We start from the raw sequence: 11,106 nt of genomic DNA on the forward strand, positions 1-11,106 counted from the left end.
CGGGGCCGGTGCCCCCACGCTCACTCCGCGGCGTACACGCACTCGCCTCCCACATAGGTCAGCGCCACCGTCGTCCCGGCGATCGACTCCGGCGCCCCGGTGAACGGGTCGCGGTCCAGGACCACCAGGTCGGCGAGCGCGCCCACGGCGACCCGGCCGGCGTCGTCCAGGTGGTTCACGTACGCCGACCCGGCCGTGTACGCCGTCAGCGCGTCGGTCAGGCGCAGCCGTTCGTCCGGCAGGAACACCGGCCCGGTGCCCCCCGGCTCGATCCGGTTGACCGCGACATGGATGCCCTGGAGCGGATCGGGGCTGCTCACCGGCCAGTCGCTGCCCGCGGCGAGCCGTGCCCCGGAGCGCAGCAACGCCCCGAACGGGTACTGCCGGGCGGCCCGTTCGGGGCCGAGGAACGGGATCGTCAGCTCGTCCATCTGCGGCTCGTGCGCGGCCCACAGCGGCTGGACGGTCGCGGTGGCGCCGAGCCGGGCGAAGCGGGGTATGTCGTCCGGGTGCACGACCTGGAGGTGCGCGAGGTGCGGCCGGGTGTCGCTGGGGCCGTTGGCCGACCGGGCCGCCTCGATCGCGTCCAGCGCGTCCCGTACGGCCCGGTCGCCCAGCGCGTGGAAGTGGCACTGGAAGCCGAGCGCGTCCAACTCGGTCACGTATCCGGGCAGTCGCTCCGGATCGATGAAGCTCGTGCCGCGGTTGGCCGTGACGCAGCCGCACCGGTCCAGATACGGGTCGAGCAGCGCGGCCGTGTGGTTCTCGGCGACGCCGTCGAGCATCAGCTTCACCGTGCCCGCCCGGAACCGCCCCCGGCTCGACTCGGCGCGCCTCTCGACGAGTTCGGGGATCTGTTCGGCACCGCGCTCCCGGTCCCACCACAGGGCACCCACGACCCGGGCGGTGAGCGAACCGTCCCGCGCCGCGGTGAGATACGCCTCGGCCGGGTCGTCCATGCCGAGGAAGTCGCCGACCAGCGCGTCCTGCCAGGCGGTGATGCCGAGGGCGTGCAGATGCCGCTGGGCGTGCAGCAGCGCGGCCAGCCGGTCGGCCGCCGTGGCGGGCGGGGCCAGCCGGCCGACCAGCTGCATCGCGCCCTCCTGGAGCGTGCCGGCGGGCGCGCCCGAGGCGTCCCGCTCGATCCGCCCGTCGGCCGGGTCGGGCGTGTCCGGGCCGATGCCGGCCAGCTCCAGCGCCCGGCTGTTCACCCAGGCACCGTGGTGGTCACGGTTGGGCAGGTACACCGGCCGGTCCGGGACGACCGCGTCCAGCAGCTCCTTCGTCGGCGTGCCGCCCGCGAACGCCTCCATCGACCAGCCGCCGCCGAGGATCCACTCCCGCTCCGGATGCGCGTCGGCGTAGGCCCGTACGGCGGCCACGGTCGCCTCCGCCGTCGTCGCACCGGTCAGATCGCACCGGGACAGTTCGAGCCCGGCCGGCACCGGATGGACGTGCGCGTCCTGGAAGCCGGGCAGCAGCAGCCGCCCGGCGAGATCGACCACCTCCGTACGGGGCCCGGCGAGTTCGCGCAGCCCGGCGTGGCCGACGGCGGTGATCCGGTCGCCGGTGACGGCCACGGCGGTCGCCGTACGGCCCTCGGGGGTGAGGACGGGGCCTCCGGTGAAGAGGAGATCAGGGTGCATGACGCCTTTCCGGGTCGGTCGGGGGAGAGGTGGTCGCAGGACGGGTGCCGGACAGGTGGACGGTGTTCTCGTGGGGTCCCCCCGTCCCGCCGCCCGGACACGCCTTCGGCGGCTGACTGCGCGCGCGGACCGGGGGCCACGGCCACACTGATCAGAACGATCACACAGAGGAGGCCGCACGTCATGACCCCGCCCCCGCCCCGCACCGCCGAAGAGCGCAAGAAGGACACCCTGCACCGGCTGGAACACGACGTCGACGCGTGGGTCGCCACCGCCGGTCCCGACGGCGGAGCGCCGTACCTCGTGCCGCTGTCGTTCGTGTGGGACGGCAGTTGCCTGCTGATCGCCGTCCCGGCGGACAGCACCACCGGCCGCAATCTCGTGGCCACCGGACGCGCCCGCCTCGGCATCGGCCCCACCCGGGACGTCGTCCTGGTCGACGGCGGCGTCCGCGCGGTGACCCCCGAGGACCTGCCCGAGGAGGACGCCGAGGTCTTCGCCGGGAAGACCGGCTTCGACCCGCGCCGACTGCCCGCCCGCCACCTGTACTTCCGGGTCTTCCCGCAGCGGATCCAGGCCTGGCGCGAGGAGGGCGAACGGCGCGGTCGGGAACTGATGCGCGACGGACAGTGGCTGCCCGCCGACTGAATCCGGGGGCCCGGGATATCCGCTGGGAAGAGGACACTTCCCGGGAGGACCGATGACACTGGTGAAAGCGGGCGTGGTCGTGCTGGACTGCGCCGAGCCCGAGAAACTCGCCGAGTTCTACAGGGAGTTGCTGGACGGAGAGCGGACGAACGCGTCCGCCAACCTCGTGGAGGTCCGGGGCGCCGACGGCGTCCGGCTGGCCTTCCGGCGGGACGTCAACGCGACCCCGCCCAGCTGGCCGCGCCCGGAGAACTCCCTCCAGGTCCATCTCGACTTCCTCGTCGAGGACTTGGACGAGGCGGAGCGACGCGTGGTGGGGCTCGGCGGCCGGCCGATCGAGACGAGGGACGCGGCGGGCCCGTACGAGGAGAGGGGCTACGCCGACCCCGCCGGGCACTCCTTCACGTTGCGCCTGCTGCCGGCGACCGCACCGAAGCAGGGGTGACCGGCGGCGCCGCGGGGGCGCAGGCGGGGGTGCCGAGGAAAAGATGAACCCCGGCGCCGCGACCGGGATCGGCCGGGGCGCCGGAGCAGGGGGGCGGTCGGTCCGGTCAGTCCCGGCCGCCCTTGTCGGCCGCCGGCCACACACCCGTCGACCGGGCGATGGCCTTCGCGCCGGTGCGGTCCACGGCGCTGCGCACCACCGCGAAGATCGCGCCCTGGACCGCGGCGGCCAGCAGGATCTCACCCCAGCTGCGGTCCGGGTCCAGGGCGTCGGGGGCGTCCTCCTCGTGCCGGATCGCCATCCACGCCTTGCGGAAGGCCATTCCGGCCAGCGCACCGCCCGCCCAGCTGAGCACGAATCCGACCGGCTGGTAGACGAGAGGGAGCTTCTTCTTCTTGTTCTTGGCCATGTGTGTCTACTTCCTCGTCGATCGCCCCTCATGCGGGCCGTCCCTGCGGGGCCACCCGTTCGCCCGGGGGCACCGGTCCCGGCGGCGTACCGTCACCGAACGGCCGGCCGCCCAGCTCCGCGCGGCCGTGCGGGCTCAGCCAGCCGGCGAGGTCCGGGCCGAGCGGCACGATGCCGGTGGGGTTGATACCGGTGTGCACCTGGTAGTAGTGCCGCTTGATGTGGTCGAAGTCCACCGTGTCGCCGAACCCCGGCGTCTGGAACAGATCCCGGGCGTACGCCCACAGCACCGGGTGCTCCGTCAGCTTCCAGCGGTTGCACTTGAAGTGGCCGTGGTAGACCGCGTCGAACCGGACCAGCGTGGTGAACAGCCGGATGTCCGCTTCCGTGAGGGTGTCACCGACCAGATACCGCTGCCCGGACAACCGCTCGCCGAGCAGTTCCAGTCGCCGGAACACCGCCGTGCACGCCTCCTCGTACTCCTTCTGGTGCGTGGCGAACCCGGCCCGGTACACTCCGTTGTTCACGTCCTCGTAGACCTCGGCCATCACCTGGTCGATCTTGTCGCGCCGGTCGGCCGGGTAGAGGTCCGGCGCGCCGGCGCGGTGCAGGGCCGTCCACTCGGTGGCCAGGTCCAGGGTGATCCGCTGGTAGTCGTTGGTGACCAGCCGTCCACTGGGGACGTCCACGATCGCGGGCACGCTCACCCCGCCCGGGTAGCCGGTCTCCCGCTTGTCGTAGGCCTCGCTCAGGAACCTGATGCCGAGCACCGGGTCCCGGCCGTCCGGGTCCAGGGTGAACCGCCAGCTGCGGTCGTCCTGGAGCGGATCGGCGACCGCCATCGAGAGCGCGTCCTCCAGCCCCAGCAGCCGGCGGGAGATCACCGCACGGCTCGCCCACGGACAGGCACGGGAGACCACCAGCCGGTAGCGGTCCCCCTCGACCGGCCAGCCGTCCCGGCCGTCGGCGGTGATCCGGTCCCGGAAGTGGCTCCTGGACCGGCTGAACGTCCGGTGTCCGTAGGCGCGGTTGCCGTCGCCGCCCATGTCTCCTCCTCGCCGCACGGGTGGTCCTGGCCACCGCGTTCCCCGTTTCACCCGGATCGCACGGTTGAGCCGTCCGGTCGGGGGCAATCGGCGAGAGATGAGCGGGACATCCTCGGAACGGGAGCCGGCCGCACGGACGGCCGAGACCAACGGAACACGACCGACACCACACGCCCGGGACGGCGCGCGAGGAGCACCGGCCTCGGACGGGGCACCGGCCCGCGCACCGGCCTCGGACAGGGCACCGGCCCGCGCGCAGGCTTCCGATGGGGCGCCGGCACAGTCCCCGGACGGGGCGCCGGCATCGCACGCCCAGGAGGGTCCGGCGGAGCCCGCGCGCACCGACGACGGCGCCGGCCCCGGTGGTCGAGCCGGGGCCAAGGGCGACCGGCACACCAAGGTCACCGTCCTCGTGGCGCTCGCCGCCAATCTGGTGATCGCCGTCGCCAAGGCGGCCGGCGGCGTCCTCGCGGGCTCGCCCGCGCTGCTGTCGGAGGCCGCGCACTCGGTCGCCGACAGCCTCAACGAGGTCTTCCTGCTGGCCGCCCTGCGCCGCAGCCGCCGCCCCGCCGACACCCGGCACCCCTTCGGCTACGGCAAGGAACGCTTCTTCTGGTCCCTGCTCGCCGCGGTGGGCATCTTCGTCATGGGCGGCTGCTTCTCCTTCTTCCAGGGCGTCGAGGCCCTCAGGAGCGGCGCCGAGGAGAAGTTCAGCGGCTATGTGGCGGGCCTGATCGTGCTGGGCGTGGCCCTGGTCGCCGAGGGCGTCTCGCTGCTGCGGGCCCTGCACCAGGTGCGCCGGCAGGGCGGCGGTCTGGACGCGCTGCGCGACCCGGCGCTGCGCACGGTGGTCGCCGAGGACGGCACGGCGGTGCTCGGCGTGACCCTGGCCCTGGCCGGGATGGCCCTGCACATGGTGACGGGGCAGGTCGTCTGGGAGGCGTCCGCCTCGCTGGCGATCGGCCTGCTCCTGGTCTACGTCGCCTACCGGCTCGGGCGCGACGCCCGCGCCCAGCTGATCGGGGAGGCCGCCGACCCGGAGCTGAGCGGCAGGATCCGCGCGCTGCTGCGCGCGCAACCGGAGATCGACAGCGTGGAGGCGCTGTTCACGATGAAGATGGGCCTCGACTCCACGCTGGTGGCCGCCCGCGTCGACCTGGTGCCGGGCCTGGACAGCGAACGGGTCGAGGAGGTCGCCGTACGCATCAAGCGGTCCCTCGCCCGGACGTTCCCCGACACCGACCAGATCTTCCTGGACGTCACCGACCGGCCGGCGGGCGAGGCACGAGAGAGCCCCGCCGCGACGGGGGAACGCGGCGGGGCCTGACGCACGAGTGCCCGCCCGGAGGCCGGTTCACACCTCCCCGGAACAGATTTTTCTGAAACGGGGCGTTCCCCGGCCTGAACCGGCGTCAGCTCTCGTCGAGCGGCTCCAGCACGAAGACCGGGATGTCCCGGGACGTCTTCTTCTGGTAGTCGGCGTACGCCGGGTACGCGGCCACCGCCCGCTCCCACCACTCGGCCTTCTCCGCCCCGGTGACCTCCCGGGCCCGCATGTCCCGCTTCACCGGACCGTCCTGAAGCTCGACATGCGGGTCGGACTTGACGTTGAAGTACCACACCGGGTGCTTGGGCGCGCCGCCGAGGGAGGCGACCGCCGCGTACCGGCCCTCGTGCTCCACCCGCATCAACGGCGTCTTGCGGATCTTCCCGCTCTTCGCGCCGCGGGTGGTCAGCACGATCACCGGCAGACCGGTGTCGAGCAGCGTCGTCCCCTTCGTCCCGCCCGAGCTCTCGTACAACTCGACCTGCTCGCGCACCCACTGCGTCGGGCTGGGCTCGTACTCGCCCTCAAGAGGCATGGGATTCCGTTCCCTTCGTCGGTCCAAACGGCTGCCTTCCACCGCGACAACACCGGTGGCGCCGCGATTCATCCGTACCGTGGCGCCGTTCGCCCGACCGGGTGATCGCCGTCCGTCCGCGGTGATTACCTCCGAGGTCATCGCGCCCTCCCGCCGCGCGCGGCACAGTGGTCCGCGTCCGGATCACCGCCCACCCGGGGAGGGAACCACCCATGTCCGCCGACCGCACCGCCGCGACCCGCGCCGCCGTCCGGGAACTCCTGCACAGGATCGGCCAGGGCGATCCGGAGCGGATCGCCGAGCTGTACGCGGAGGGCTGCGACTGGCGGCTGGACTGGCCCGAGGAGGAACACGGCCGCGCGGACACGCCGTGGATCCGGCACCGCGCCACGCGTGCCGACGCCGCCGCCCACTACCGGGAGCTGGCCGCCCACCACGTCCCGGAGCAGGCCGGCACCACCGTCGAGCGCGTTCTGGCCGACGGCGAGGACGCGGTCGTGCTCGGCGTCATCCGGCAGACCGCCGCCCCGACCGGCCGCGCCTACGCCGCCCGGTTCGCCCTGCACCTGACCGTCCGGGACGGCCTGGTCGTACGGCACCACGTGTACGAGGACAGCCTCGCCGTCGCCCGCGCCTTCGCCCCCGGCGAGCACGGCACCCGGACGTGACCGGTTTCCGCCCGTCGGACCCCGGGTACTTCGGCCAGATGACGAAGGTCACCGAAGTGGCCGAACTTGGCGTCGACCCATAGGTGCCTGGGGCATCTAATGAAGATCGGCACGACGCACCTCTTCGTCTGCGAGGTCTTCCCATGACGGAACTGACGGACTTCTCCCGCCCGGCCGCCCCGCCCGACCCCGTCGCCTTCCCCCAGGACCGCACCTGCCCCTACCATCCGCCCACCGGCTACGCCCCGCTGCGCGACGGGCGCCCCCTGTCCCGCGTCACCCTCTACGACGGCCGCGAGGTCTGGCTGGTGACCGGGTACTCCGCCGCCCGGGACCTGCTCGCCGACCCCCGCCTGTCCACCGAGCGCCGTCGCCCCGGCTTCCCCGTGCCCACGCCCCGGTTCCTGGCGGGCCGCGACCGCAGGGTGGCCCTGCTCGGGCTGGACGACCCCGAGCACCAGCGGCAGCGGCGGATGCTGATCCCGTCGTTCACCGTCAAACGCGCGGCGGCACTGCGCCCCTGGATCCAGCGGATCGTGGACGAACTGCTGGACGCGATGATCGCCCAGGGCCCGCCCGCCGAGCTGGTCTCCGCCTTCGCGCTGCCCGTGCCGTCCATGGTGATCTGCGGCCTGCTCGGCGTGCCGTACGCCGACCACGAGTTCTTCGAGGAGCAGTCCCGCCGGCTGCTGCGCGGCCCGACCGCCGCCGACACGGTGGAGGCCCGCAACCGGCTGGAGGACTACCTCGGCGGACTGATCGACGCCAAGGCCGCGCAGGCCGAGCCCGGCGACGGCATCCTGGACGAGCTGGTCCACGACCGGCTCCGGACGGGCGAGCTGGACCGCGCCGACGCCGTGTCACTGGCCATCATCCTGCTGGTCGCCGGTCACGAGACCACCGCCAACATGATCTCCCTCGGCACCTACACCCTGCTCCGGCACCCCGGCCGGCTGGCCGAGCTGCGCGCCGACCCCGCGCTGCTGCCCGCCGTCGTGGAGGAGCTGATGCGGATGCTCTCCATCGCGGAGGGACTGCAGCGGGTGGCGCTGGAGGACATCGAGATCGCCGGCAGCACGATCCGGGCCGGCGACGGCGTGCTCTTCTCGACGTCCGTGATCAACCGCGACCCGTCCGTGTACGACGACCCCGACGCCCTGGACTTCCACCGCGCCGACCGCCACCACGTCGCCTTCGGTTTCGGCATCCACCAGTGCCTCGGCCAGAACCTCGCCCGCGCCGAACTGGAGATCGCCCTGGGCAGCCTGTTCACCCGGTTGCCGCAGCTGCGGCTCGCCGTGCCGGCGGAGGACATTCCCTTCAAGCCCGGCGACACGATCCAAGGAATGCTGGAACTCCCCGTGACCTGGTAAGAGGCTTCGCTCATGCACATCGACATCGACAGAGACGTCTGTATCGGCGCCGGGCAGTGCGCGCTGGCCGCGCCGGGCGTCTTCACCCAGGACGACGACGGCTACAGCACGCTCGTGCCCGGACACGAGGACGGCGGGGGCGACCCCATGGTCCGGGCGGCGGCCCGTGCCTGCCCGGTCAGCGCGATCACCGTACGGGACAGCGCCGGCTGACGACCGTCCGGCGGTACGGCGCCCGCACCGCCGTACCGCCGGACGATCACCGGGCGCGGCGACCGCCCTGGCCCCCTTCGCGGACGTACCCGGCGCTGCCCGGCGTGGACACGTCCCGGTCCCGGCGGACGATGCTCAGCCGGTCGCCCCAGCGGGCGCGGGCCGCGCGCAGGCCGGCGTCGGTGTACTCGACGTCCACCACCCGGTCGTCGAACGCCTTCGCGTACACCTCGCACTCGTCGTACCGTCCGCACTCCTCCGTCACCGCGAAGTCCAGCCCGGCCCGCTCGCGCCGCCCGGCCAGCTCCGCGGTGTTCTTCTGCGCGACGGCCAGCCGCCGGGTGTGGGCGTGCCGGGACAGCAGGCGCATGAACGCCGTCGCGTCGGACGCCGTGAGCAGCCGGTGGGAGCGGGTCCAGCTGTCGTAGTTGTCGGGCTCGACGGCGTCGAAGCCCTTGTCCGCGCAGCCGTCGATCCACCGGTTCACCCGCCGCGCCACCCGCTCCCGCTTGGCCGGGCTGCCGATGTCGAGCAGCGGCTCGTCCCAGTCCTCGTCGATCACCACCCGGCCCCGGGCGTCGCGCAGCAGCAGGTCGGCCGGCCAGGAGGAGCGCTCGGCGGGCTGGGCCTGGAACGCGTTGACGTAGCAGATGTTGTACAGGCCCGGAGCGGGGGAGTCCGACCGGTCGCGGCTGACGATCCGCACGCCCGCGGGCGGGGGATAGGCACCGCCGATCTGGTAGTCGAACCCGGCGTGCCGCGGCGGCAGCCGCGGCGTGGTGCGCGGCGGCGCGCCGTCCTCCCCCCGCTCGCCGAAGGCGCAGCCGGACAGCGCCGACACCGCGACGATCAGGGCCGCTGCCAGGGCGCCCGGGGCCGTGCGCGGCCCCGCGGCGCGGTGAACACCCGTGCGGGGCACGTCCGCTCCGTCCTGCCCACGCCGGGCGGCGCGGTACGTGTCAGGATCCCATCGCCCGCGCGGCCCGTACGTCAAGCCCGCCCCGCGTCAGGTCGTAGGCTCGGCCGTGACCATCGTCCCGAAGGCAGGAGCAGCAACGATGCAGTACGTGAAGCTCGGTTCCACGGGCCTGGACGTCTCGCGGATCTGTCTGGGCTGCATGACCTACGGACTGCCGGACCGCGGCACGCACGAGTGGACCCTGGACGAGGAGGCGTCCCGCCCGCTGATCCGGCAGGCGCTTGAGGCGGGCATCAACTTCTTCGACACCGCGAACGTCTACTCCGACGGCACCAGCGAGGAGATCGTCGGCAAGGCCCTGCGGGACTTCGCCCGCCGCGACGAGATCGTGCTCGCCACCAAGGTGAACGGCCGGATGCGGCCCGGTCCCAACGGGGCCGGCCTGTCCCGCAAGGCCATCATGAGCGAGATCGACCACAGCCTGCGCCGCCTCGGCACCGACTACGTCGACCTCTACCAGATCCACCGCTACGACCACGCGACCCCCATCGAGGAGACGATGGAGGCGCTGCACGACCTGGTGAAGGCGGGCAAGGTCCGCTACATCGGGGCGAGTTCGATGTACGCGTGGGAGTTCTCCAAGGCGCAGTACACCGCCGAGCGGCACGGCTGGACCAAGTTCGTGTCCATGCAGAACCACTACAACCTGCTCTACCGGGAAGAAGAGCGGGAGATGCTCCCCCTGTGCGCGGACCAGGGTGTCGGCGTGCTGCCGTGGAGCCCGCTCGCCCGCGGCCGGCTCACCCGTGACTGGGGCGCGGTGACCGAGCGCAGCGCGAACGACGACTTCGGCAGCCGGCTCTACCTGGCCAGCGACCACGCGATCGTCGAGGCCGTCACCCGGATCGCCGGCGAGCGGGGCGTGCCGCGCGCCCAGGTGGCCCTCGCCTGGCTGCTGCACCAGGACACGGTGGCGGCACCGATCGTCGGCGCCGCCAAGCCGCAGCACATCGAGGACGCGGTGGCCGCCGTCGAACTGAGGCTCGGCGAGAAGGAGATCGAGGAACTGGAGCGGCCGTACTCGCCTCGTGCGATCAGCGGTCACTGACCGTTCCGTGCGGTCCGTGCGGTGCGAACTCCGTGCCGCACGGACCCCCGCCCTCGCTCCACGGCAGCGGCACCGGCGTCCCCGGCATCGTGACGCCGAAGCGCCACCGCCCGGCTGCGGCACGCGGCCCGGCTGCTGGAGGTCACCGACCTGACGGTGGAACGGGTGGCGGCGGCCTGCGGATTTCCGAGCCCCTATCGGGCGGGCGGACGGCGGTAAAGGGAGGAAATGACGGCCCTTGACGAAACGTCAATAGCGAAAATCCCGGTGGGGAAATCCCGAGAATCGGGAGATCGCTTGTTGCGGCGTCTCCGACTGTGTAAAAGTGCCGCCTCAGGCGGACGTTCGAGCTGCCACGACCTCACCGTACCGATTGGTATGGACTAACTCCCGTAATGCCTCTGGAGGAATTCGGCCGTGACCGACGCAGGCCTGTCGGACGAGCAGCTGAGCGCCGAACTGAAGAAGTGGACGGGAGCGTCGCCCGCCCTGCACCCCGTCGGCGAACTCCTCGACCGGCACTGGGCGGCGGCCTTCGCCTACGCCCGGCTGTGCACCGACGGACCGCGCGCCGCCGGCATGCTCACCACCGCCGCCTTCACCCGGCTGTTCGGCGCGTCCCTCCGGCACTCCGGCCCCACCGCCGCCTGGCGGCCCCACGTCCTGGTCGCCGTCCGCCGGCTCGCGGCCGAGTGGGACGCCGACGGCCGCCAGGAACTCCTCCACCCCGCCCTGCGCTCCGGGGACGGCACCGGCGCCCGCGCCGCGGC

At 73.0% G+C, this 11,106-nt stretch carries 12 protein-coding genes and 2 pseudogenes; 9 read left to right on the forward strand and 5 right to left on the reverse strand.

All coding sequences use genetic code 11. The features are described 5' to 3' along the window. Positions 1-20 precede the first annotated feature (20 nt). Complete coding sequence (locus ABZV94_RS27180) at positions 21-1,646, reverse strand: amidohydrolase (protein ID WP_356344723.1); 1,626 nt, start codon at positions 1,644-1,646, stop codon at positions 21-23. Between the two features lie 183 nt (positions 1,647-1,829). On the opposite strand from ABZV94_RS27180, the gene ABZV94_RS27185 reads away from it, so the two are divergent. Together ABZV94_RS27185 and ABZV94_RS27190 are read left to right on the forward strand one after the other, a co-directional pair. Continuing rightward, positions 1,830-2,294 carry a pyridoxamine 5'-phosphate oxidase family protein gene (locus tag ABZV94_RS27185; protein WP_356344725.1) on the forward strand — a complete coding sequence of 155 codons (465 nt, stop codon included), beginning with the start codon at positions 1,830-1,832 and terminating at the stop codon, positions 2,292-2,294. A gap of 52 nt (positions 2,295-2,346) precedes the next feature. Further along, complete coding sequence (locus ABZV94_RS27190; RefSeq protein ID WP_356344728.1) at positions 2,347-2,739, forward strand: VOC family protein; 393 nt, start codon at positions 2,347-2,349, stop codon at positions 2,737-2,739. A 106-nt stretch (positions 2,740-2,845) separates the two neighbouring features. Here the strand turns inward: ABZV94_RS27190 and ABZV94_RS27195 are convergent, their stop codons facing one another. Both ABZV94_RS27195 and ABZV94_RS27200 read right to left on the reverse strand, forming a co-directional pair. Then, positions 2,846-3,148: a DUF4235 domain-containing protein gene (locus ABZV94_RS27195; protein ID WP_356344730.1), complete on the reverse strand. Its 303-nt coding sequence runs from the start codon at positions 3,146-3,148 to the stop codon at positions 2,846-2,848. Positions 3,149-3,176: 28 nt separating this feature from the next. Continuing rightward, positions 3,177-4,193, reverse strand: coding sequence for a glutathione S-transferase C-terminal domain-containing protein (locus tag ABZV94_RS27200; RefSeq protein ID WP_356344733.1), 1,017 nt, complete (start codon positions 4,191-4,193; stop codon positions 3,177-3,179). A gap of 412 nt (positions 4,194-4,605) precedes the next feature. On the opposite strand from ABZV94_RS27200, the gene ABZV94_RS27205 reads away from it, so the two are divergent. After that, positions 4,606-5,520 carry a cation diffusion facilitator family transporter gene (locus ABZV94_RS27205; protein ID WP_356344736.1) on the forward strand — a complete coding sequence of 305 codons (915 nt, stop codon included), beginning with the start codon at positions 4,606-4,608 and terminating at the stop codon, positions 5,518-5,520. Positions 5,521-5,605: 85 nt separating this feature from the next. On the opposite strand, the gene ABZV94_RS27210 is transcribed toward ABZV94_RS27205, so the two are convergent. Beyond that, positions 5,606-6,055 carry a nitroreductase family deazaflavin-dependent oxidoreductase gene (locus tag ABZV94_RS27210; RefSeq protein ID WP_356344738.1) on the reverse strand — a complete coding sequence of 150 codons (450 nt, stop codon included), beginning with the start codon at positions 6,053-6,055 and terminating at the stop codon, positions 5,606-5,608. Between the two features lie 212 nt (positions 6,056-6,267). Between ABZV94_RS27210 and ABZV94_RS27215 the strand changes: the two genes are divergently transcribed. The 3 genes from ABZV94_RS27215 to ABZV94_RS27225 all read left to right on the forward strand — a co-directional run bounded on the left by ABZV94_RS27215 (position 6,268) and on the right by ABZV94_RS27225 (position 8,309). Beyond that, positions 6,268-6,723: a nuclear transport factor 2 family protein gene (locus ABZV94_RS27215; RefSeq protein WP_356344739.1), complete on the forward strand. Its 456-nt coding sequence runs from the start codon at positions 6,268-6,270 to the stop codon at positions 6,721-6,723. A gap of 143 nt (positions 6,724-6,866) precedes the next feature. Continuing rightward, on the forward strand, positions 6,867-8,096 hold the full coding sequence (locus tag ABZV94_RS27220; RefSeq protein ID WP_356344742.1) for a cytochrome P450: 1,230 nt from the start codon (positions 6,867-6,869) through the stop codon (positions 8,094-8,096). Positions 8,097-8,108: 12 nt separating this feature from the next. Further along, positions 8,109-8,309 carry a ferredoxin gene (locus ABZV94_RS27225; protein ID WP_356344744.1) on the forward strand — a complete coding sequence of 67 codons (201 nt, stop codon included), beginning with the start codon at positions 8,109-8,111 and terminating at the stop codon, positions 8,307-8,309. Positions 8,310-8,355: 46 nt separating this feature from the next. On the opposite strand, the gene ABZV94_RS27230 is transcribed toward ABZV94_RS27225, so the two are convergent. Further along, the gene (locus ABZV94_RS27230) at positions 8,356-9,228 is read right to left on the reverse strand and encodes an endo alpha-1,4 polygalactosaminidase (protein WP_356344746.1); all 873 of its coding nucleotides are present in this window, start codon (positions 9,226-9,228) and stop codon (positions 8,356-8,358) included. A 139-nt stretch (positions 9,229-9,367) separates the two neighbouring features. Here ABZV94_RS27230 and ABZV94_RS27235 point away from each other — a divergent pair, with 139 nt between their 5' ends. The 3 genes and pseudogenes from ABZV94_RS27235 to ABZV94_RS27245 form a co-directional block, all read left to right on the forward strand. Beyond that, positions 9,368-10,336: an aldo/keto reductase gene (locus ABZV94_RS27235; RefSeq protein WP_356344749.1), complete on the forward strand. Its 969-nt coding sequence runs from the start codon at positions 9,368-9,370 to the stop codon at positions 10,334-10,336. Positions 10,337-10,444: 108 nt separating this feature from the next. Continuing rightward, positions 10,445-10,534, forward strand: a pseudogene (locus ABZV94_RS27240) (AraC family transcriptional regulator); the annotation flags it as partial. Between the two features lie 219 nt (positions 10,535-10,753). After that, a pseudogene (locus ABZV94_RS27245) lies at positions 10,754-11,106 on the forward strand (hydrolase); the annotation flags it as partial.

The sequence above is a fragment of the Streptomyces sp. NPDC004658 genome, assembly GCF_040609555.1.
GTDB lineage: Bacteria > Actinomycetota > Actinomycetes > Streptomycetales > Streptomycetaceae > Streptomyces.

Coding starts and splice junctions, on each gene's coding strand:
- ABZV94_RS27180 (WP_356344723.1), bottom strand. CDS start 1,646: ATGCACCCTGATCTCCTCTTCACCGGAGGCCCCGTCCTCACCCCCGAG.
- ABZV94_RS27185 (WP_356344725.1), top strand. CDS start 1,830: ATGACCCCGCCCCCGCCCCGCACCGCCGAAGAGCGCAAGAAGGACACC.
- ABZV94_RS27190 (WP_356344728.1), top strand. CDS start 2,347: ATGACACTGGTGAAAGCGGGCGTGGTCGTGCTGGACTGCGCCGAGCCC.
- ABZV94_RS27195 (WP_356344730.1), bottom strand. CDS start 3,148: ATGGCCAAGAACAAGAAGAAGAAGCTCCCTCTCGTCTACCAGCCGGTC.
- ABZV94_RS27200 (WP_356344733.1), bottom strand. CDS start 4,193: ATGGGCGGCGACGGCAACCGCGCCTACGGACACCGGACGTTCAGCCGG.
- ABZV94_RS27210 (WP_356344738.1), bottom strand. CDS start 6,055: ATGCCTCTTGAGGGCGAGTACGAGCCCAGCCCGACGCAGTGGGTGCGC.
- ABZV94_RS27215 (WP_356344739.1), top strand. CDS start 6,268: ATGTCCGCCGACCGCACCGCCGCGACCCGCGCCGCCGTCCGGGAACTC.
- ABZV94_RS27220 (WP_356344742.1), top strand. CDS start 6,867: ATGACGGAACTGACGGACTTCTCCCGCCCGGCCGCCCCGCCCGACCCC.
- ABZV94_RS27225 (WP_356344744.1), top strand. CDS start 8,109: ATGCACATCGACATCGACAGAGACGTCTGTATCGGCGCCGGGCAGTGC.
- ABZV94_RS27235 (WP_356344749.1), top strand. CDS start 9,368: ATGCAGTACGTGAAGCTCGGTTCCACGGGCCTGGACGTCTCGCGGATC.